The organism is Dyella sp. (assembly GCF_035277725.1).
Classification (GTDB): Bacteria; Pseudomonadota; Gammaproteobacteria; order Xanthomonadales; family Rhodanobacteraceae; genus Dyella_B.
Map to the genome: position 1 here is coordinate 36,941 of NZ_DATEJY010000061.1, position 25,429 is coordinate 62,369.

Below are 25,429 nucleotides of genomic sequence, written 5' to 3' on the forward strand. Positions count from 1 at the left end.
CGGAATCCGAAAGAACACGCTACAGGACATGTATGGTCATGAATGTTCATCAGGTGACGTCCCAGGAAAACACGCCGGCATCAACGGCGCATCGCGAAGCTGACATTGCCATCATCGGCATGAGCTGCCGTTTTCCGGGCGCCGACAATTACGAGCAGTTCTGGGCCAACCTGTGCGAAGGGCGCTCCAGTATCAGCGAGGTCCCCGCCAGCCGATGGGACAAGCACGCCTTCTATTCGGCGCAGGCGCAGGATGCAAACAAAACCATCAGCAAGTGGGGCGGCTTCATCGATGGCGTCGACTATTTCGACGCGGACTTCTTCGGCATTTCCGCCCGCGAGGCGCGCGTGATGGATCCGCAGCAGCGGATCATGCTGGAACAGGCCTGGGCCTGCCTGGAAGACGCTGGCTACGACCCGAAAGTGTTCAGTGGCAGCAACACCGGTGTCTACATCGGCGTTTTCAATTTCGATTACGAGGATCATCTGCGTCACGCACTCGACGCCATCGAGGGGCATGTTTCCACCGGCACGCACACCGCGCTCATTCCCAATCGCATTTCGTATTTCCTGAACCTGCATGGACCGAGCCTGCCGATCGACACGGCTTGTTCGAGTTCGCTGGTGGCACTGCACAAGGCAGCGCACGCCATCCGCCGCGGCGAATGCGATCACGCGCTGGTCGGCGGGGTGAGCGTGTTGTGCAGCCCGACGCATTTCATCTCGTTCTCCAAGACCGGCATGCTGTCGCCGGACGGCAGCTGCAAGACCTTCGACGAGCGCGCCAATGGCTACGTGCGCGGCGAAGGCGCGGCGATGATCCTGATCAAGCCGCTCGATCATGCGATCCGCGACAACGACCGCATCCTGGCCGTGTTGCGCGGCTCGGCCGTAAATCATGGCGGCCGCGCGCGCACCGTCACCTATCCGGGCTCGACCGCGCAATCGAACGTGATCGCCGAAGCGCTGCGCCAGGCGGATGTGCCGGTTGGCAGCATCGGCTATGTCGAGGCGCATGGAACGGGTACGCCCAAGGGCGATCCGATCGAAGTGGAAGGCTTGAAAATGGCCTTTGCCCGTGTTGCGGCAGCACGTGGCGAGGTGTTGCAGGAACATGCGTGCGGCCTCGCCAGCGTCAAGACCAACATCGGGCATCTGGAATCGGTGGCGGGCCTGGCGGGTGTGATCAAGACGATCCTGTGCATGAAGCATCAGGTGTTTCCGCCGCTGGTGCACTACCAGAAGCTCAATCCGCGTATCGCACTGGAAGGCAGTCCGTTTTTCATCGTCGACAAGGCACAGCCGTGGCCGGCGAAGCACGACGAAAGCGGACGCGCCGTTCCGCGCCGCGCGGGCGTCAGTTCCTTTGGTTTCGGTGGCGTGAACTCGCACGTAATCGTCGAGGAATACGTGACGTCCGCCACCGAAATACCAGCCGAACACGCACCGGCGATCATCGTGTTGTCAGCCAAGACGATGCCGGTGCTGCGCGAACGCGTGCAGCAACTGCTGGCCGCGATCGCATCGCCCGATGTTCGGCGTGCCGGTCTCGCCGATCTGGCCTATACGCTGCAGGTCGGCAGGCAGGCCATGGCGGCGCGCCTTGCGCTGGCGGCCGATTCGTTCGAGACCTTGCAACGGAAGTTGGAAAGCTGGCTGGTATCGGCCGCGCAAGACGATGTCTACTGCAATGAGCTTTCGGCGGAAGCGTTGGCGCAATCGGCCGAATCCACAGCTTGGCTGCCGTCGCATGACGATCCGCAAAGCGTCGCGGCGACATGGGTAGCAGGGCGGGCGATCGATTGGCGCGCTTTGCATGGGTCACCCAGACGGCGCGTGGCGCTGCCAACGTATCCGTTCGTCCGGGAAAGACATTGGGTGGATGCAAAGCCGGCCGATTCGGCGGCCTCGCTCGTGGCCGTCCATCCACTTGTTCATCGCAATACCTCCAACGCGGCCGGGCTGCGCTTCACCAGCCAGTTCAGCGGCAGGGAATTCTTCCTCGCCGATCACGTGGTGCAAGGGCGCGCCACCTTGCCGGCGGCCGCGCAACTGGAAATGGCCTGTTTCGCGGCGATGCAGGCAACCTCGGCTGCTGGCTCCTGCCGGCTGAAGGACATCGTATGGCTGCGGCCCGTCGTGGTGGAAGCGCAAGCCAAAGAGATCCACCTTGCGCTGTTCCCGGAAGGGCAAGGGGAATTCAGCTTCGAGCTGTATGACGATGCGCCGAGTAGCGAAGGCACGGTATACAGCCAGGGCTTCGTCAGCGTCGATGCGCCTGTGTCATCACCCGTGACCGTGGACATCGCGGCGTTGCGCGCGGAAAACGCGCAAACGCAACTGGATGCGAACGCCTGTTACGCCATGCTCGATCGGATGGGCCTGGCCTACGGCGCAGGTCATCGCGGCTTGAGCGAGCTGTTCGTTGGGCGAGACCATGCGCTGGCACATTTGATGTTGCCGGAGCGGTTGCAGTCGATGCGACAGGACTACGTGCTTCATCCCAGCCTGCTCGACGCGGCACTGCAGGCGGCGATCGTTCTGCATGTCCAGAGCACGGGTGATGGCGCGTTGATGCTGCCCTTTGCACTGCGCTCGCTGGAGGTGCTGGCCCCATGTCCGGAGGCGATGTGGGCGGTGATTCGCCGCACCACCAGTGATGCGGCAGAGCGTTCGCTACAGAAATTCGATATCGACTTGTGTAACGAAACGGGTGGCGTGTGCGTGCGCCTTGGCGAGGTCTGCATGCGCGCGGTTGCGCAAGCGGACGTCGACAAGCCGGTGCGCACGGCATTGTTTCAATTCGACTGGACGACGTCATCGAGTGAAGCGGAGCACACGCCGGAGTATGCGCAACACTGCGTACTGCTCTGCGGCGAGCAGGACGTGCTGCGTGCGATATCCGCCGATGTGCGTGCGGGTTTGCCGCATGTCGCGTGTATCGAGATCAACACGGGCGGCGCGCTGGCGCATAGCTACGAGTCGGCCGCCGGCGTGTTGCTGGAGCAGATTCAACGCTTGAGCGGGCAAGCCGGACGCCATTTGATTCAGGTCGTCGCGCCCAACCACGGCATCGACCAGGCCATGGCCGGGCTGGGCGGCATGCTGCGCACGGCGCAACTTGAAAATCCACGCCTCGCCGGCCAGGTGATCGGCGTCGAGGCCGGACAGAACGTGGTGCAGGCGTTGCTGGAAAACCGTTTCAGCCTGGACGCGCAAATTCGCTACATCGATGGCGTGCGCCAGGTGGGCCGCTGGCAGGAACTGCCTTCGTCCTTCAACGCTGCATCGCCGTGGAAGGCGCGCGGCACGTATCTCGTCACCGGTGGCGCAGGCGGGTTGGGTTTGATCTTCGCTCGTGAGATCGCACGCCACGCCAGCGGTGCAACGCTTGTTCTCACCGGGCGCTCGCCTCTTGCCGAAGCCACGCGCAGCAAGCTCGCCGAACTTGAAGCCCTGGGCGCCCGTGCGCACTACATGCAGCTCGACGTGGGCGACCGCGACGCGGTGTTGCGGCTGGTGCGCGAGGTTGCCGATACGTTCGGCGGCCTGCACGGCGTGATTCACGCGGCAGGTGTGCTGCGTGACAGCTTGATCATCAACAAGACCCGTCAGCAATTGCACGAAGTGCTGCACGCCAAAGTTGCCGGCACCTTGCACCTGGATGAAGCCACGCGCGACATGGCGCTCGATGTCTTCATCGGCTTCGCCTCCACCTCCGGTGCGCTCGGCAACGTCGGACAGGCCGATTACGCGGCGGCGAATGCGTTCATGGATGCGTTTGCGCATTACCGTGCGGAGCAGGTAGCGCAAGGCGCACGCCACGGCCGCACGCTATCGGTGAACTGGCCGTTGTGGGAAGAGGGTGGCATGCAGGTGAACGCCGCCACGCGCCAGGACATGGCGCGGCGCACCGGTCTGCTGCCGCTGCGCACGGCCAGCGCTTGCGCGGCGCTGGCGAGCGCACTGGCCAGCGGCCTGCCGCAGGTACTGGTAGCCGAAGGAATGATTGAGCGCTTTACGTCCAGTCTATCCGCCACGAAAAAAAACGATGCCGTGCCGGTCGCGCCCGAATCGGCGGCAAGCACGGCATCCGGCGAGTTGCTGGACAAGGCCACACGCTATTTCGTCCGCCTGCTGTCGGGCACGCTCAAGCGTTCGCCCAGCAGCATCGATGCACGTGCCCCGATGGAAGCCTATGGCATCGATTCCATCCTGGTGATGGATTTGACGCGCACGCTGGAACAGGTCTTCGGCACGCTCTCCAAGACGCTGCTGTTCGAATACCAGACCCTTGCTGCGTTGGCGGCGTATTTCGTGGACAACCATCGCGAGCGTCTGCTCGCGGCACTGGGCGAGAATACGCCCGACACATCGGGCGCGCCGGCGCGCAGCAAGGACACCGTCGTGCCCGCCACCGCAGATCTGCGTCGGCGTCCGCGTTTCGGCATGCGCACGGAAACCGGCCGGCACGGCATGGCGAACGTGCGCCAGGAGGCCGGCGACATCGCCATCATCGGCGTGGCCGGGCGTTATCCGCAGGCCGACGATCTCGAACAGTTCTGGATCAACCTGAGCCAGGGGCGCGACAGCATCACCGAAATTCCCGCCGAACGATGGGATTACCGGCGCTACTTCGACGAAGACCGCAGCAAGCACGGCAAGACCTATGGCAAATGGGGCGGCTTCATCGACGGCGTGGACCGGTTCGATCCGTTGTTCTTCAACATCTCGCCACGCGAAGCGGAATGGATGGATCCGCAGGAAAGGCTGTTTCTGGAATGCGTGCACGCCACGCTGGAAGACGCGGGCTACACGCGCGAGAACGTCGCCGAGGAGGGCGACGTGGGCGTGTTCGTCGGCGTGATGTACGAGGAATACCAGCTCTACGGCGCGCAGGAGCAAGCGCGGGGCAACAACCTTTCCATGCTCAACAGCGCGGCGTCGGTCGCCAATCGCGTTTCCTACTTCTGCAACTTCCATGGCCCCAGCATGGCGCTGGACACCATGTGTTCCTCGTCGTTGACGGCGATCCACCTGGCCTGCCAAAGCCTGCAGCGCGGCGGTTGCGCGGTGGCGGTGGCCGGTGGCGTGAACGTGTCGATCCACCCGAACAAATACCTGATGCTGGCGCAAGGCAAGTTCATTTCCGGCAAAGGGCGCTGCGAGAGCTTCGGCGAAGGCGGCGAAGGCTATGTGCCGGGCGAGGGCGTTGGCGCGGTATTGCTCAAGCCGCTTGCGCAGGCGCAGGCCCATGGCGATCACATCTACGGTGTGATCAAGGCGACGGCCATCAATCACGGCGGCAAAACCAACGGTTACACCGTACCCAATCCGCATGCGCAAGCGAAGGTGATCGAGCGCTCGCTGCGCGAGGCCGGCATCGATGCCCGCGCCATCAGCTACGTGGAAGCGCACGGCACTGGCACCAGCCTGGGCGACCCGATCGAGATTGCCGGGTTGAGCAAGGCGTTCCGCCATTGGACGCAAGATACACAGTTCTGCGCCATCGGTTCGGCCAAGTCCAACATCGGCCATTGCGAAAGCGCAGCCGGCATTGCGGGCGTCACGAAAGTGCTGCTGCAGCTCAAGCACGGACAGCTTGCACCGAGCCTGCACTCGCGCGTGCTCAATCCGAACATCGATTTCGCACAAACGCCCTTCGTGGTGCAGCAGGCGCTGGCACCATGGCAGAGGCCAGTGCTTGACCTCGACGGCGTCAAGCGCGAATACCCGCGCATGGCCGGCATTTCTTCCTTCGGTGCTGGCGGTGCGAATGCGCACGTGGTGATCGAGGAATATCGCGAGCCTGCATCGGGCCCGGCCACGCTCGACGGTCCCGCGCTGATCGTGCTGTCCGCGCGGCAGGAAGACCGCCTGCGCGAACAGGCGCGACGCCTGCTGGTCTTGCTCGACGCTGAAGGGGAGCGGATCGCGCTGGCCGATCTCGCCTATACGTTGCAGTTCGGCCGCGAGGCGATGGAGGAACGGCTTGGCATCGTGGCGCATTCGCTCGGCGAGTTGCGCGAAAAACTACGCGCCTATCTGGACGGCGAAACGGCGATTGATGCGCTTTACCGTGGCCAGGTGAAGCGGAACAAGGAGGCGCTCGCCGCACTGGCCGGCGATGACGACCTGCCGACGATCGTCGAGGCGTGGCTCGCCAAGAGCAAGCACGGCAAGCTGCTGGATCTATGGACCAAGGGTGTGCCGTTCGATTGGCAGCGCCTGTACGCGAAAGGCCAGCGGCCGCGGCGCATCAGCCTGCCCACTTATCCGTTTGCGCGCGAGCGTTATTGGATCGCGGTCAGCGAAGCGGCGCGTGACGCGAGCGCATCGACGACCGTGCTGCATCCACTGGTACACCGGAACAGCTCCAACGTCGATGGCCTGCGTTTCAGTTCGCACTTCAGCGGCGAGGAATTTTTCCTTGCTGACCATGTTGTGCAGGGCCATCGAGTGCTGCCCGGCGTGGCGCAGCTGGAAATGCTGCGTCACGCGGCGGAGCAGGCGTTCGATGGCGGCGAGTTGCTGCGGTGGAAACACGTCGCCTGGCTTCGTCCCATCCGCGTCGATGCCGATGGTGTGCATCTGCACTTGGCGCTGAAACCGCGCGACGATGGCGATCTCGATGCCGAGATCTATCGCCAGGACGAGAGCGGTGCGGTTATCGTCCATAGCCGTGGCGTGGTGGCGGTCGAAGCAGCGGATGTCGCGACGGCGCATGATCTGGCCGCATTGCGGAAGCAGTGTTCGGTGAATCACGTCGGAGCAACGGAATGCTACGCGCGCTTCGAATCCCTGGGACTGCACTATGGCCCGTGCTTCCGTGGCCTGGCCGAGGCATTCATCGGTGATGGCGCATTGCTGGCGCGCATCGCCTTGCCACCGCACGCTGCGCGCGATGGCTACACGCTGCATCCGAGCGTGATGGATGCGGCGTTGCAGGCAACATTGTTGCTGGATTCGCAGGCGCCGTTGAGGTTGCCGTTTGCCCTCGGTGGCATGGACGTGCTTGCGCCGTGCACGGCCAACATGTGGGCGTTCATACGTAGCGGTAGCGATGGCGGGCAGCGCCTTGATATCGACGTATGCGACGAAAGTGGCACGGTATGCGTGCGACTACGGCAATTGGAACTGCGTGCGGTGAGTATGCAAGCGCGCGAAGCGTCTTCCGTCACCGAACCGGATGGCGAGGCGTTGCTGATGCGCCCCATGTGGAACACGGCCTCGCCGACAGTCGCCACAAGCACGGTGCCGGCCGCACATCGCGTCCTGTTGTGTGGGCTGCCGAATGTCCACGCCGCCGATATCGGTGCGCGCATGCCCGGTGCGCTTGTCTCCGCAGCGACGATCACTGCCGATCTCGCCAGCAGCTACGAAGCCGCCGCCGGCAACGTGCTGGAACAACTGCAGGCGCTCAGCCGCGAAACAGGGCAGGCGTTGATGCAGATCGCGGTGCCGGCCGATGGCGAAGCGCAGCTCTTCGTTGGCCTGCACGGCATGTTGCGCACGGCGCAACGCGAGCATCCGCGGCTGCGTGGGCAAATGATCGAAATCGAGCCGGGCCAGGATGTCGCGCAAGTATTGTTCGATAATCGCGATGACCGGTCCGTCCACGTGCGCTACGCCACGGGCACGCGTAACGTAGCGGGCTGGGAAACCTTTGCGGCATCCGCTGAAGCGGCAAGCCTGTGGAAAACAAACGGCGTCTACCTTATCACCGGCGGCGCCGGTGGCCTGGGTTTGATCTTTGCGCGCGACATCGCCATGCGCGCACGCAACCCGGTGCTGATCCTGACCGGACGCACGCCGATGCACGCCGGCATTCAAGCCCATGTGCGCGAACTGGAAGCCCTGGGCGCGGTGGTGCGCTACCACGCTGTGGACGTCAGCGATGCGCAAGCGGTGACGGCGTTGGTGCAGGGTATTCCCGAAGAATTCGAAAGCCTGGACGGCATCATCCATAGCGCCGGGGTGCTGCGCGACAGTTATCTTGCTCGCAAAACCGCAGCGCAGTTGCATGAGGTGTTCAGCGCCAAGGTGCGCGGGACGCTGCATCTGGACGAAGCCAGCCGCGACATCGCGTTGGATACGTTCATCGTGTTCTCGTCCATCGCCGGCGCGGTCGGCAACGCCGGCCAGGCGGATTACGCTGCCGCCAACGCCTTCATGGACGCGTTCGTGCATCGGCGCAACGCGCTGGCGGTGCAAGGTCACCGGCATGGCCGCACGCTGTCGGTGAACTGGCCGCTGTGGGAAGAAGGCGGCATGCAGGTGGATGCGGCAACGCGTGCCATGCTGGCACGGCAATGGGGCATGCAGCCGTTGCGCACGGAGGATGGCGTGGCGTCGCTGCACAAGATCTGGGCCAGCGGTGAAACGCAGGCGATGGTGGTGGCGGGAGATGCGGGGCGGATTCGTGAGGCGCTCTTGCTCCCTTCCTTGCTTGTGGCGGGGAAGGACGTTTCAGTCACCACAGAAGCAACCATTGTCATCCCGGCGAAAGCTGGGATCCAGCGACTTTTGAGTCCGAGGGCACTGGATGATTCGCTTCGCTCACCCCTTTCGGGGCCGTCCATTCGGACGTTCTCCGCGCTTCGCGCTGCGTCCAGCTTTCTCTGGAATGACGATGCTCAGGTTCCCGGCAGCGGAGCAAGCAGTGCGTCCACACAGCACCCGATAAAACAAACCTTGATCGACCTCGCTGCCGCCCTGATCAAAGTCGAACCCGAAGACATCGACGGCGACACCGCACTCAGCGAATACGGTTTCGATTCGGTCTCGCTGACGGAATTGGGCAACGCCATCAACCAGCGCTACAAGCTGGAATTGCAGCCGACGCTGTTTTTCGAATACCCGACGATCGATGGGCTGGCCGTTTACCTGCTGCGCGAGCATCGCGCCGCGTTCGATGCACCTGCCACGGTGGCCATCGCGCCGCCAGCGACCGCCGCGCGCACGCAGGAACGCGCACGTGCACGCGGATGGAGCCGCAGCAGCAAGCCAGTGTCGCCCATCGCATCCAGCAACGAAGCCATCGCCATCATCGGCATGAGCGGCCAGTTTCCGCAGGCGCCCGACCTGGATGCGTTCTGGCGCAATCTGCTGGAAGGCCGCGATGGCATTACCGAGATTCCGCCGTCACGCTGGGACTGGCGCGCATGGCATGGCGATCCGGCGCGCGAGGTCAATCGCACGCCCATCAAATGGGGCGGCTTTATCGATGGCGTGGATGAATTCGATCCGCTGTTCTTCGGCATCTCGCCGAAGGAGGCCGAGCTGATGGATCCGCAACAGCGCCTGATGATGATCCACATCTGGAAGGCGCTGGAAGATGCGGGCTATGCGGGGCCTGCGCTGGCCGGCAGCGACACGGCGATTTTCGTCGGCACGATGGGCACCGGCTACAGCACCTTGATCGCGCGCGCGATGACGGCGATCGAGGGTTATTCCTCCACCGGCGCGGTGGCCTCGGTGGGGCCCAACCGCATGAGCTATTTCCTTGACCTGCATGGTCCGAGCGAGCCGGTGGAAACCGCCTGCTCCAGTTCGCTGGTGGCGTTGCGTCGTGGCGTGGCGGCGATCCAGAGCGGCGAATCGTCGATGGCGATCGTCGGCGGCGTCAACACGCTGATCACGCCCGACCTGCACATCAGTTTCACCAAGGCCGGCATGCTGAGCGAAGACGGCCGCTGCAAAACCTTTTCCGCCGACGCCAACGGCTACGTGCGCGGCGAAGGCGTGGCGATGCTGGTGTTGAAGAAACTCACCGACGCCGAACGCGACGGCGACCACATTTACGGTGTGGTGCGCGGCGTGGCGGAAAACCATGGCGGCCGCGCCAACTCGCTGACCGCGCCCAATCCAAGCGCGCAGGCGGACGTCGTGCGGCGTGCCTATGCGCAGGCTGGCATCGACCCGCGCACGGTGAGCTATATCGAAGCGCACGGCACTGGCACGCCGCTGGGCGATCCGGTGGAGATCAATGGCCTGAAAACCGCCTTCCAGGCGCTTTACGCCGCTATCGGCGACAGCACCGTGTCGGCGCCGCACTGCGGACTTGGCTCGGTGAAAACCAACATCGGCCATCTGGAACTGGCAGCCGGTGTTGCCGGTGTGGTGAAAGTGCTGTTGCAGATGAAGCACCGCACGCTGGTGAAGAGCCTGCATGGCGAGCGGATCAATCCGTATATCCAGCTGGACGGGAGTCCGTTCTACGTGGTGAACGACACGCGCGCATGGCCGCCGTTGCGTGACGCGCGCGGCGAAACACTGCCGCGCCGCGCGGGCGTGAGTTCGTTCGGCTTCGGTGGCGTGAACGCGCACGTGGTGCTGGAGGAATACGTCGCCCCGGAGACGCTTGCGCCATGCGGCAGGCCCGTGGCGTTCGTGCTCTCCGCACGCAACGAGGAACGTCTGCATGAGCAGGCGCGCCAATGGATCGATTTCCTCGCTACATCACAAGCGCAGCAACTCGCGTTGGACGACATGGCCTACACCTTGCAAGTAGGGCGCGAAGGCATGGAGGAACGGCTTGGCGTGAGCGTGCGCACGCACGATGAACTGCGCGACGCGTTGATGCGCTTTCTTGCCGGCGATGTCGACGCGGCCCATCTGCATCGCGGACAGGCGCGACGAGAAAAACTTGCCGTTTCGCCCGCGCAGGGTGACGCGGGCGCCATGTTGCGCGACGAAGCCGCGCAGGGACAGTGGACGCGCATCCTCGTGCAATGGGTGAACGGCCAGCGTGTGGATTGGGCCGCGCTACACGGCGAACGCAAGCCGCGCCGGGTGAGCCTGCCGACTTATCCGTTTGCGCGCGAGCGCTATTGGATCGAAGCCGGCAGCGCCAATCTGCCGGCGGCGCGCCAGATCGCCACGCTGCATCCTTTGCTGCACCGGAATACATCGAACTTGCTGGGGCCGCGTTTCAGCAGCCACTTCGATGGCCATGAATTCGTATTCGCCGATCATGTCGTACGCGACAAGGGTGTGCTGCCTGGCGCGGCGCAGCTGGAAATGGCGCGTGCCGCGGCGAGCGCCGTGTTGGGCGAAGCATCGTCGCTGCATCTGAAAGATGTCGTGTGGGAGCGTCCGGTGTCGTGCGCTGAACAAGGCGTGGCACTGCACGTTTCGCTGCGCGTTGACGGGCACGGCGACATCGCCTACGAACTGCATGACGATCCGGCCGACGGCGAGGCCGCCGTCTACAGTCGCGGCGTGGTGACGGAAACGGCCGCACCTCCCGAGCCTGCCATGCACGACCTGCATGCGCTGCGCGCGTCATGCACGGCGCATTGGGATGCCACCGCGTGCTACGACGCGTTCCATCGACTGGGGCTGCACTATGGCGCGGGCTTCCAAGGGCTGCTGTCGCTCGTTGCGGGCGACGGCGTGGTGCTTGCGCAGATCGCGCTGCCGGCGTCGCAGCTTGCCGACAAGGACTGCTACGTGCTGCATCCCAGCTTGCTCGATGCCGCGTGGCAGGCAGCGATCGGCCTGGATATGGGTGCCGGGCGCGACCCTGCCTTGATGCTGCCCTTCGCGCTGCAGCGCCTGGACGTGCTGGCGCCCTGCACGGAGCGGGCGTGGGCGATCGTGCGCAACGGCGGGGTGGACAGCGATGCGGTGCGTATGGTCGATATCGATGTCTGCGACGAGCAGGGCAAGGTATGCCTGCGCTTCCAGGGCCTTGGCTTACGCGTGCTGGATCGTGCACCCATTGGCGATCGCGTTCGCGTTGCCGACGAGGTGGCTGCGCCTGACGCGTTGCCGACTAGGCAAGCCGCGCCTGCGGATGACCTGCACGAACGCGCCATCCGCCATTTCGTGCGCTTCCTCTCGGCCACCCTGAAAACCCCGGCGCACAGGATCAACCCCCAGGCGCAACTGGAAGCCTACGGCATCGATTCCATCATGGTGCTGGAGCTGACGCGCGCGCTCGAACGGCAATTCGGGCCGCTGCCGAAGACATTGTTCTTCGAATACCAGACGCTCGCTGCGCTGAGCGACTACTTTGTGCAGCATCATCGCGAAACGATGGCGGTGCTGCTGGGCGAGCAGCGTGCAGCCACTGAAGTTGCCGCCTTGCCACCAACGCAAAAGGCCGCACGTGTGCCATCCACGCTGACGATGCAGCCGGCGCGTTACGCCGCGCCGCTTCCTCGCCACAATGCGAGCGATGACGTCGGCGACATCGCGATCATCGGTCTGGCCGGCCGTTATCCGCAGGCGATGGACCTTGCGCAGTTCTGGGACAACCTGAGCCAGGGCCGCGACAGCATCACCGAGATTCCGCCGGAACGCTGGGACCATGCGCGCTACTTCGACGAGGAACGCGGCAAGGCAGGCAAGTGCTACGGCAAGTGGGGCGGTTTTATCGATGGCGTGGATCGGTTCGATCCGTTGTTCTTCAACATCTCGCCACGCGAAGCGGAACTGATGGACCCGCAAGAGCGGCTGTTTCTGGAATGCGTGCATGCCACGCTGGAAGATGCCGGCTATACGCGCGACAACGTTGCCGGACACGGTGACGTCGGCGTGTTCGTGGGCGTGATGTACGAGGAATACCGTCTGTTCGCCGCGCAGGAACAGGCGTTCGGCCGGCCGGTCGCCGTGCCGGGAAGCCCCGCGTCCATCGCCAACCGCGTTTCGTACGTCTACAACTTCCATGGTCCCAGCCTGATGCTGGACACCATGTGCTCCTCGTCGTTGACGGCCATTCACCTGGCCTGCCAGGCGTTGCGCCATGGCGGTTGTTCGGTGGCGATCGCCGGCGGCGTGAACGTGTCGGTGCATCCGAACAAATACCTGATGCTGGCGCAGGGACGCTTTATTTCCGGCAAGGGCCGCTGCGAAAGTTTCGGCGAAGGGGGCGAAGGCTACGTGCCGGGCGAGGGCGTAGGTTCGGTATTGCTTAAGCCGCTCGCGCAAGCGCAGGCCGATGGCGATCACATCTATGGCGTGGTCAAGGCGACAGCCATCAACCATGGCGGCAAGACCAACGGGTTCACCGTACCCAACCCGAATGCGCAGGCGAAGGTGATCGAGCGCGCCCTGCGTGAGGCACGAATCGACGCTCGCGCGATCAGCTACATCGAGGCGCATGGCACCGGTACCAGCCTGGGCGATCCGATCGAAATCGCCGGGTTGAGCAAGGCATTCCGTCACTGGACACAAGACACGCAGTTCTGCGCGATCGGTTCGGCCAAGTCGAACATCGGCCATTGCGAAAGTGCAGCCGGCATTGCCGGCGTGACGAAGGTGCTGCTGCAACTTAAGCATGCACAACTTGCGCCGAGCCTGCATTCGGAGGTGCTCAATCCGAACATCGACTTCGCGCAGACCCCGTTCGTGGTGCAGCGGGCACTTTCGCCATGGCAGCGCCCGGTGCTCGATATCGATGGCGTCAAGCGCGAATACCCGCGCCTTGCCGGCGTTTCCTCGTTCGGGGCAGGCGGCGCCAATGCGCACGTGGTCATTGAAGAACACCGCGCGCCGATCGAAGCGGCGCATGCGTGGCTAGGCCCCGCGCTGGTCGTGCTTTCCGCGCGCACGCCCGATCGCCTGCTGGAACATGCACGGCGTCTTTTGTCTGCGCTCGAAGCGGATGCAAATCGCGCCTTGCATGACGTCGCCTATACGCTCCAAGTCGGTCGTGAAGCGATGGACGAACGCCTCGGCTTGCTGGTGCATTCGCTGGACGAACTGCGCGAAAAACTGGCCGCCTGTGCGGCTGGCGACACGGCCGTCGACGGGCTGTTTCGCGGGCAAGCCAAGCCCGAACGCGACATGCTGCTGAATCTCGCCGGCGACGACGGCCTCGATGCCATGCTCGGCACCTGGGTGGCGAACGGGCAGTTCGGCCGGCTGCTGGAATTATGGGTCAACGGGCTGCCGTTCGACTGGCAACGCCTGTATGCAGACGGACAGCGCCCGCGACGGATCAGCCTGCCGACTTACCCGTTTGCACGCGAGCGTTATTGGATACCGATCGGGCCAGCCGTGACGTCGGCTGCGGCTATCGTGCATCCGCTCCTGCATCGCAATACCTCCACCTTTGCCGTGCAGCGTTTCAGTTCGCACTTTACTGGCGAAGACTATTTCCTGGCCGACCACCGCGTGCACCACGCGCAGGTATTGCCCGCCGCCGTGCAGCTGGAAATGGCGCGGCGCGCGGTGGAGGCATCCATCGGCGAGCCGGTAGCTCTGCGCCTGCACGACGTCGCATGGCTGCGCCCGGCGTCGGCGGGCGACGATGGTATCGACGTGCACCTCAGCTTGACGCCGCAAGGCGATGACCGCATCGCCTTCCGATTGCATGGCGAAGGCGAAGAGACGATCTACAGCCGCGGCAGTGCGATGCTTGTCACATACCCTGCGACGCCGATTGCGCATGACCTTGATCGCCTGCGAGCGCAATGCGATGCGCAGCAACTGGATGCGCAGCAATGCTATGCCTTGTTCGAGCGCATGGGGCTCTGCTACGGCGCTTCGTTCCAGTGCATGCAGGCGTTGCTGATCGGCCGCGGCGAAGCGCTGGCGCGCATCGCTCTGCCCGCGGTGTTGAGGGATACGCAGGACAACTACGCCTTGCATCCCGTCCTGCTCGATGCTGCCCTGCAGGCCACGCTCGGCATCGTGCAGGGCGAGACCTCGCGCGCGGATACCTTGTGGGTGCCGGCCAGCTTGGGTGCGCTGGAAACGTTGGCCACGTGTCCGGCCACGGCGTGGGCATGGGTGCGGGAGCTTGCATCATCGGACGAGACGGTGCGTCAGTTCGATATTGATGTGTGTGATGACGACGGCAAGCTGTGCGCACGCATCGAGCGGCTGGCGTTGCACGCGTCTGCCGCGCGTAACGTAACGGCATCGCCCGATCGGATGTTGCTGGCGGTTCCGGCATGGAAGGCGTTGCCTGTGAACGCAGTGCCAAGCCATGAGCTCAATCGCCATCTGGTGGTGCTGTGCGATCACCCTGCGACAAGCGAGGAACATGTGCGCGCACGTTTTCCACAGGCGGATTGCGCAAGCTTCGTCGGCGGCGCCCATCTCGCGCGCGGCTATGCCGATGCGGCGCGCCATCTGTTGCAGAAATTACCTGCGCTGGGGCGAGAGGCGGGACGTCATCTCGTGCAGGTGGTGGTGCCGAACGACGGCATCGGTCAAGTCCATGCCGGGCTGGCCGGCATGCTGCGCACGGCACAGCTGGAATATCCGCACATCGCCTGGCAAGTCATCGGCGTCGCACCGAACCAAGACGTCGCGCAAGCCGTGCTGGACAACTTGCATGCACCGTCGTCGCGCATTCGCTACGCACTTGGCGAGCGGCACGTCGCCGGATGGGAAGCATTGCCCGTTTCGCCTGGTGCGCCGATGGCGTGGCGAGACGGTGGCGTGTACCTGATCACCGGCGGAGCCGGTGGCCTGGGCGTGATCTTTGCGCGCGATATCGCCAGCCAGGTGCGCGGGGCGACGCTGGTGCTCACCGGGCGCTCGCAGCCGGACGAATCAATGCGCAAAAAGATCGCCGAACTGGAAACGCTGGGCGCAACCGTGCGCTATCGCATGCTGGACGTGGGCGAACGTGACGCCGTGCATGCGGCGCTGCGTGAGATCGTGGCGGAGTTCGGTACGCTGCATGGGATCCTGCACAGTGCCGGCGTGTTGCGCGACAGCTTCCTGATGAAGAAGACGCCGGACGAACTGGCGGCTGTTTTGCGCGCGAAAGTCGATGGCACGCTGCATCTGGATGAAGCCAGCCGCGACATCCCGCTGGATATGTTCGTGATGTTTTCGTCCATCGCCGGTGCGGTCGGTAACGTGGGGCAGGCGGACTATGCGGCAGCCAACGCGTTCATGGACGCGTTTGCGCATCATCGCGATCAATGGGTCGAGCAAGGCGTGCGGCACGGACGCACGCTGTCGATCAACTGGCCGCTGTGGGATGCGGGCGGCATGCAGGTGGATGACGCCACGCGGCGCTATCTATCGCAGCAGTGGGGCATGACGCCGCTGCGCACGGCGAACGGTTGCATGGCGCTGGACAGCGCCTTGGCATGCAGCAACCCGCAAGTGCTGGTTGCCGAAGGCGAGCGCGAGCGCATGCAGGCCAGTCTGCTGGGCGAGGTTGCCGCGAAAGTGGAGACAACCACGCCGCAGTCGCCAATAGAAGCTGAGGTGGATGATTGGCACGAGCGCACGCGGCATTATCTGGCGCGCCTGCTGTCGTCCACGTTCAAGCTGCCGCCGCAAGGCATCGATGCCCATGCGCGGCTGGAGGTGTACGGCATTGATTCGGTGATGGTGATGGACCTCACCGTGCAGTTGGAGAAAGTCTTTGGCGCGCTGCCGAAGACCTTGTTCTTCGAATACCAGACGCTGGCCGCGCTCGCCGATTATTTCGTGGAGCGGCATCGGGACGCCTTGGTGGCCTTGCTGGGCCCCACCTCGGCTGCGCCCGTTGCCGCGCCGGCGCTGCCTGCGCGTGTGACGCCCATCCATTCGCTGCATTCGCGATTTGCGCTGCGTCGCGAACAAGCGGCCGGCGATATCGCGATCGTCGGCCTGGCCGGGCGATACCCGCAAGCCAACAATTTCAAGCAGTTCTGGACCAACCTCAGCCAGGGCAAGGACAGCATTACCGAGATTCCGGTGGAGCGCTGGGATCACGCGCGCTACTTCGACGAAGACCGTAGCAAGGCCGGCAAGACGTACGGTAAATGGGGCGGCTTTATCGATGGCGTGGATCTTTTCGATCCATTGTTCTTCAACATCTCGCCGCGCGAAGCGGAGTTGATGGACCCGCAAGAGCGATTGTTCCTGGAATGCGTGCATGCCACGCTGGAAGACGCGGGTTACACGCGCGAGAACGTCAGCGAAGACGGCGACGTGGGCGTGTTCGTCGGCGTGATGTACCAGGAATATCAGCTCTACGGCGCGCAGGAGCAGGAGCGCGGACGCGCGGTGGCGCTACAGGGCAGTCCGGCGTCGATCGCCAACCGCATCTCGTATTTCTGCAACTTCAATGGCCCCAGCCTGGCGCTGGACACGATGTGCTCATCGTCGTTGACGGCGATCCATCTTGCATGCCGCGCCCTGCAACGTGGCGATTGTTCGACGGCGATCGCCGGCGGCGTGAACGTATCGGTGCATCCGAACAAATACTTGTTGCTGGCGCAGGGTAAGTTCATGTCCGGCAAGGGTCGGTGCGAAAGTTTCGGCGAAGGTGGCGAAGGTTACGTGCCGGGCGAGGGTGTCGGTGCGGTGTTGCTCAAGCCGCTTGCGCAGGCGAAGGCCGATGGCGATCACATCTATGGCGTGATCAAGGGTAGCTCGATCAACCATGGTGGCCGCACCAACGGCTACACCGTGCCGAATCCGAACGCGCAGGCGAAAGTGATCGAGCGCGCACTGCGCGAAGCACATGTGGATGCGCGCGCGTTGAGTTATGTGGAAGCGCACGGCACCGGCACCAGCCTGGGTGATCCGATCGAGATCGCCGGCCTGAGCAAGGCGTTCGGGCAATGGACGCAAGACACGCAGTTCTGCGCGATCGGTTCGGCCAAGTCGAACATCGGCCATGCCGAAAGCGCGGCCGGTATCGCCGGTGTCACCAAGGTGTTGCTGCAGCTCCAGCATGGACAACTTGCTCCCAGCCTGCATTCGCGCGTGCTCAATCCCAACATCGATTTCGCGCAGACGCCGTTCGTGGTGCAGCAAACGCTCTCGCCATGGCAGCGGCCGGTGCTGGATAGCAACGGCGTGAAACGCGAATACCCGCGTCTTGCGGGCATTTCCTCGTTCGGTGCGGGCGGTGCCAACGCGCACGTGGTGATCGAGGAATACCGCGAATCGCGCGTGGCAACCGTGCGGCACGGACCGGCACTCGTGGTGCTGTCCGCGCGTCACGCCGACCGCCTGCACGAACAGGTGCGGCAATTGCTTGAGGCGATTGCGGACGATGACGCGATCGCCCTGCACGATCTGGCCTATACGCTGCAGGTCGGCCGCGAGGCGATGGACGAGCGATTGGCATTGCGGGTGGCTTCGCTGGACGAACTGCGTGAAAAACTCGCCGCGTATGCGACCGGCGACACTGCCATCGAAGGCATCTACCGCGGCCACGCCAAGCAGAACAAGGATGCGTTGTCGGCCTTGGTTGGCGACGACGACATCGACGCGGCGGTTGCTGCCTGGATCGCCAAGGGCAAGTTCGACAAATTGCTGAGCCTGTGGGTGAAAGGACTCCATGTCGATTGGCAGCGCCTGCATGGCGCCGAGCATCCGCGCCGCATCAGCCTGCCGACGTATCCGTTCGCGCGTGAGCGTCACTGGGTCACCTTGAGCACGGCGCCGGTGCAGGTTGTGCGCAGCGAAGCGGTGCCTGCCGCGCAGGAAAGCGAATCGGCGCCGCCGGCCGATACAACCATCGAAACTCTGTTGTTTCAGCCCATTTGGACGGCGCAGCCTGAAATCAGCCGTGACGACGCCAATGCTGCATTCGACCATCACTGCGTGCTGCTGTGCGGTACCGAAGCTGCCGAGGTCGAACGCGTGCAAGCGCGCATGCCTGGCGTTAAATGCATCACGCTCGCTACCGACGATGATCCCGCCATGTGCTACGAAACCGCGGCGACCCGCTTGCTGGAGCAGTTGCAAGCGCTCGCGAGCGAGCGCGGCAAGCAACGGTTGCAGGTGGTGGTGCCAGGTGAAGGCATGGCGCGCACGCTTGCCGGATTGAGCGGCATGTTGCGTACGGCGCAACAGGAAAATCCGCGCCTGACCGGTCAGCTGATTTGTGTCGAGCCAGGGCAGGACATCGTGCAGGCTCTGCTCGAGCAGCGCGGCAGCGACGCGCCACTTGTGCGTTACGTTCATGGCGAACGCCAGATGAGTGCATGGCGCGAATGGCAGCCTTCACCCGACGCGCCATCGCCCTGGAAAGCGCATGGCGTGTACCTGATCACCGGCGGCGCGGGTGGATTGGGTTTGATCTTCGCGCGCGAGATTGCACGGCAGGTGCGCAACCCGGTGCTGGTATTGACGGGGCGCTCGCCGTTGAACGAAGCCATCCAGGCGAAGCTGCGGCAACTGGAAACGCTCGGCGCCGTGGTGCGCTATCACGCGGTGGACGTTGCCGACGCCGCTGCACTGACGTCGCTGGTGCAGAGCATTCCCGAAGAATTCGAAAGCCTGGACGGCATCATCCACAGTGCAGGCGTGCTGCGCGACAGTTTCATCATCCGCAAGACCCGTCAGCAATTGCATGAGGTGTTGGCCGCCAAAGTGGCGGGCACGTTGAATCTCGACCAGGCCAGCCGCGGCATCGCGCTCGACGTCTTTATCTGCTTTTCGTCGATGGCCGGTGCGGTGGGCAACCTGGGGCAGGCCGATTACGCGGCAGCGAACGGTTTCATGGATGCCTTTGCGCAGCATCGTGCCGAGCTGGTTGCGAGCGGGCAGCGGCATGGCCACACCTTGTCGATCAACTGGCCGCTGTGGGACGAAGGCGGCATGCAGGTGGATGCCGCCACGCGTGCGACGGCAGCGCAGCGGTTGGGGGTGCATGCTTTGGCCACGGACAGCGGTGTGTTGGCGCTGCGGCAGGCGTTGGCGAGCGGGTTGAGCCAGGTATTGGTGGTGGCTGGCGATGCGAGCCGGATTCGCCAAGCGTTGTTGGGTGATGCCGTCGTTGCATCCTCGCCGCGCCGTCACCCCGGCGAAGGCAGGGGTCCGGTCGACATGCATCGTGCGCAGCGCGCAACATCGGCATCGGTTCGGAGTGCTGCGCACGACGATGCGGTACTGGATCCCGGCTTGCGCCGGGACGACGGCGGAGCAGTAAAGCAGGCGCTGATCGAACTCGTCTCCACGCTGATCAAAGTCAAGCCTGACGACATCGACGCCGCCACCGTGCTCAGTGAATACGGTTTCGATTCCGTTACGCTCACCGAATTCTGCAATGCCATCAACGATCGTTACCGGCTCGACCTGAAGCCGACGATCTTCTTCGAATACCCGACCGTTGGCGGCCTCGCCGATTACCTGCTGCGAGAGCATCACGACGCCGTAACACCGCGTGCCTCCATCCCGAACAGCGATGCAGCAGCACCGCCAAAACGCTCGGTGGCGGCATCCGTTGCGGCGATGAGCGCGAGCGTTTCCCGCAAGCTGGACGAGCACGAGCCGATCGCCATCATCGGCATGAGCGGGCAGTTTCCGCAGGCGCGCGATCTGGACGCGTTCTGGCGCAATCTGCGCGACGGCAAGGATTGCATCGGCGAAGTTCCGCCCGAACGCTGGGATTGGCGTGCGCTGTCCGGTGACACCCGCATCAAGTGGGGCGGCTTCATCGATGGGGTCGACGAGTTCGACCCGATGTTCTTCAGCATCTCGCCCAAGGAAGCGCAGATGATGGATCCGCAGCAGCGCCTGATGATGATCCATGTATGGAAGGCGCTGGAAGATGCCGGCTATGCCGCCTCCGCGCTAGCGGGCAGCGATACGGCCATCTATGTCGGCACCGGCGCGCCCGGCTACGGCACGCTGCTTCATCGCGCCAACGTGTGGGGACAGGCCTATTCCTCGACCGGTGGCGTGCCTTCGGTCGGCCCCAACCGCATCAGTTATCTGCTCGATTTGCACGGCCCGAGCGAGCCGGTGGAAACGGCATGTTCCAGTTCGCTGGTGGCATTGCGGCGTGGCGTGATGGCCATTCGCAACGGCGATGCGAAGCTCGCGATCGTCGGCGGCGTCAACACCATCGTTACGCCCGAGGCGCATATCAGCCTGGATAAATCCGGCATGTTGTGCGAGGACGGCCGCTGCAAGACGTTCTCCAGCGAGGCCAACGGCTACGTGCGCGGCGAAGGCGTGGCGATGCTGGTGCTCAAGACATTGTCGGAGGCCGAGCGTGATGGCGATCCCATCCATGGTGTCATTCGCGGCGTTGCCGAGAATCACGGCGGCCACGCCAATTCGCTGACCGCGCCCAATCCCAAGGCGCAGGCCGCGGTAGTGATGAAGGCGCACCGCCAAGCCGGCATCGATCCGCGCAGCATTACGTACATCGAGACGCACGGCACCGGCACGCCGCTGGGTGATCCGATCGAAATCAATGGACTAAAGGCGGCGTTCGAGTCGTTGTATGCCGATGCGGGCGCAACCGCCGCGGCGCTACCGCATTGCGGGCTTGGCTCGGTGAAAACCAATGTCGGCCACCTTGAATTGGCCGCCGGCATCGCCGGTGTGATCAAGGTGCTGCTGCAGATGAAGCATCGGACCTTGGTGAAAAGCCTGCACAGCGAAAAACTCAATCCGTACATCGAACTGGACGGCGGTCCGTTCTATGTGGTGCAGGAGGCGCGCGAGTGGACGGCCATGCGCGATGCGCAAGGCCACACGCTGCCGCGCCGCGCAGGCGTGAGTTCGTTCGGCTTTGGCGGGGTGAATGCACATGTCGTGCTGGAGGAATACGTTCCTGCGGCACGCACGGTTCCAGCCACGAGCGGCCCCTTCGCCATCGTGCTGTCGGCGCGCAATGAGGCGCGCTTACGGGAACAGGCGCAAGCGCTGCTGGCATGGCTTGATGCGCAGCCTGGCGTCGAACTGGACGAACTGGCTTACACGCTGCAAGCCGGGCGCGAGGCGATGGAGGAGCGGCTTGGCTTCGTGGCCGATTCGCTCGCCGCATTGCGCACAACGTTGACGCGCTTCCTGGCGGGCGAAAGCCAGGGCCTGCATCGCGGACAGGTTCGGCGGCAGAAGGAGGCGCCGGTTATTTTCGCGGCGAAGCAGGACAACCTGCATGCGTGCCTGGCAGCTTGGGTGAAGGGGGAGGGTATCGATTGGCGTGCGCTTTACGGCGAACGCGCGCCGCGGCGTATCAGCTTGCCGACCTATCCGTTCGCACGCGAGCGTTACGGACTTTCTGCCGCACAACCCGCTGCGCCGTCGTCGCCATGCCTGCATCCCTTGCTCCATCGCAATACGTCCGACCTGTCCACGCAACGCTTCAGCAGCCATTTCCATGGCGGGGAATTCTTCCTGGCCGATCACAACGTGGCAGGCATGCGCGTCTTGCCGGGCGTGGCGCAATTGGAAATGGCGCTGGCGGCCGCGCGCTTGTCGACGCATGCGCATCACGGATTGTCCTTGCGCAAGGTGACCTGGGCCAGGCCGATCGTGGTCGCAGACGCGGGGCAGGACGTGCACGTGGCCTTGCGCGCCGAAGCGGGCGGCACGATCCGTTACGACATCTATAACGATAGCGGCGATGGCGTGTCGCTGTATGGACAGGGCAGTGCATGGGCGGCACCGAACGACGCGCAGGCCGACGTCATCCGCCACGACCTGGCCGCATGGCGCGAACAATGCAACGCAGCGCACGCCGATGCCGCGCAATGCTATGCCCTGTTCGAGCGCAACGGTCTGCGTTACGGCCCTGCGTTCCGCGCGCTGGATGAGCTGTTCATCGGCAACGATAAGGTGCTGGCGCGCATCAGTTTGCCGGCTGCGGTCGCCAACTCGCTGGATGACTACGTATTGCATCCCAGCCTGCTCGATGCCGCCTTGCAGGCACCCCTTGGCCTGCAACTGGCATCGCCCGCAACGCTGGCATTGATGCTGCCGTTTGCCCTGGAAGCGTTGGAAGTACGCGCGCCTTGCACCAGCCAGATGTGGGCCATCGTGCGCTACAGCGAAGGTACGTCCGCCGCGGACGCGGTACGCAAGCTCGATATCGACCTGTGCGATGCCAATGGGCTGGTCTGCGTCCGCTTCAGGCAATTGAGTTTCCGCGCCTTCGATCCTGATGCGGCGCACGGCATGAATACACCGCGGAAGACGACGAGCATGATGGATAAGGAAAGTGTTGTTGCCGAGCAGGCGGGTGCCATGGCGGAAAACGATGCGTTACGCGAAAAAAGCATTCGGCAGTTCAAGCAGCTGATCGGCAAGAGCATCGGGCTTGCACCGGACGCGATCGACGAGACCATCGGTTTCGACGAGTACGGCATCGATTCGTTCCTGGTGATGGAGCTGACCCGCGCACTGGGCGAAGTGTTCGATGCGGACAGCGTCAGCACCACGCTGTTGTTCGAATACCCGACGATCGCAAGCCTGGTGGGGTATTTCATGGAGAGCCAGGCGGAAGCCTTGATGCGCTGGACGGGGTTGGATGCCGTTGCCCCGGCGCAAGATCTCGAGCGCCTTCAGTTGCCGGAAACTTCCGCTCGTCAATCCAGCGAAAGCTGGACGAAGCGCGAAGTGCGGACAACGTCCGTGCATCAAGGCCAAGTAGACGAATCGCCGGCTTCCCAGGTAACGCCATCGATAGCCACACCCGCAACACACCGCCTCGACATCGCCATCATCGGCCTCTCCGGCCGCTACCCCGGCGCCGACGACGTCAACCAGTTCTGGAACAACCTTGCCGCTGGACGCAACTGCATTACGCCGGTCCCGGCGGAACGCTGGGACCACAGCCGCTACTTCGACGAACGCAAAAACCAGCCGGGCAAGACCAATACGCGCTGGGCGGGCTGGTTGAACGATATCGATGGCTTCGACCGCTTGTTCTTCAACATCACGCCGCGCGAAGCGCAGCTGATGAGCCCGCAGGAGCGGCTGTTCCTGCAGGAGGTGTACGCCAGCATCGAGGACGCCGGCTATACGCCGCAAAGCCTGTGCAAGAGCCGCAAGATCGGCACGTTCGTCGGCGTGTTGAACGAGCACTACGCCACCGGCGTGCGCTTCTGGTCGTTCGCCAATCGCGTGTCCTACCTGTTCAACTTCCAGGGCCCGAGCATGGCGATCGACACCGCCTGCTCGTCATCGCTGACGGCTGTGCATCTGGCGATCGAAAGCCTGCGCAGCGGCGACAGTGAAGTCGCCATTGCCGGCGGCGTAAATCTGATCACGGCTCCCGCGCATCTGATCGACCTGTCTTCGCTGATGCTGCTGTCCAGCGGCGACGAGTGCCGTTCGTTCGGCGCGGATGGCGATGGCTTTGTCGACAGCGAAGCGGTGGGGGCGCTGGTGCTCAAGCCGCTGCATCGCGCGGTGGCCGACGGCGACCATATTTATGGCGTCATCAAGGGCAGTGCGATCAATGCGGGCGGAAAAACCACCAGCTACATGGTGCCCAGCCCGAACCTGCAGGCGCAGGTGGTGAGCGATGCGCTGCATCGCGCGGACATCGACGCGCGTTGCGTGAGTTACGTGGAAGCGCAGGGCACCGGCAGCAGCCTGGGCGATCCGATCGAGATAGCAGGCCTGGCCAAGGCATTCCGCCACTGGACGCAGGACAAACAGTTCTGCGCCATCGGTTCGCACAAGTCGAATGTGGGCCACAGCGAAAGCGCCAGCGGCTTTGTCGCCATCAGCAAGGTGCTGATGCAGATGAAGCATCAGGCGCTGGCGCCCACGCTGCATGCGAGCACGCCCAACCCCAACATCAGATTTGCCGACACGCCATTCGTGCTGCAGCAGAACCTGGCGGCCTGGCCGCGCCCGGTGATGGACGTGGATGGCGAGCAGTGCGAGGTGCCGCGCATCGCGGGCGTTTCTTCGTTCGGCGCAGGTGGCGCGAACGCGCACGTGGTGATCGAGGAATACGTGGCGCCACCAAGCGTGGATACGCCCGCGCAAAGCCCGGCGATGATCGTGCTGTCGGCGCGCAACCCAGAGCGCTTGCAGGAGCAGGCGAAGCGGCTGCTAGCGGCGATCGCCTCGGCGCACGCCGATGCGGACATGACACTGGCGAACGTCGCGTACACCCTGCAGGTGGGTCGTGAAGCGATGGAAGAGCGCTTGGCCCTATGGGTGGATTCGCTGGCCGATCTGCAGCAGAGATTGACGGCGTTCGTCGCCGGCAGCGACGACATCGAAGGTGTCCACCGCGGCCACGCAAAACGTGGCGCCTTGTCGATGCTGTCTGGCGATGAAGATCTGGCCGCGATGATCCAGGCGTGGGTTGCCAAGGGCAAGTTCGGCAAGCTGCTGGAACTATGGGTGAAGGGGCTGGGCATCGACTGGAGCGTGTTGTATTCGGACGTGCGTCCGCGCCGCATCAGTCTGCCGACTTATCCGTTTGCGCGGGAGCGCTACTGGACCGACGTGCCTTATCCGGACGCGCCGCAAGGTGCTGCCATCCACGCGCTGCCTCGGCGCGAGTCGCCTGGCGCGGCAGCGGCGGAGCAGGGCGCAATGCAGGCAAGCAGCCGCATGGAAGCACTCACGGCGATGTGGCGCGACTTGTTTGGCCGTCCATCCTTGGAGAGCGACGATCATTTCTTTGAACTGGGCGGCGATTCCCTGCTTGCCACGCAGCTGGTTTCGAGAATCCGGGCCGAATGGGGCCTTGAACTGCCGGTGCAAAGCATCTTTGAGGCCCCCACCATCAAGGCACTGCTTGCACGCATCGA

General features: G+C 64.0%; 1 protein-coding gene. It reads left to right on the forward strand.

The window, feature by feature from the left end; genetic code table 11:
- Positions 1-38: 38 nt before the first annotated feature.
- A partial coding sequence (locus VJR68_RS05565) for an SDR family NAD(P)-dependent oxidoreductase (RefSeq protein WP_324146577.1) occupies positions 39-25,429 on the forward strand: 25,391 nt, incomplete at its 3' end.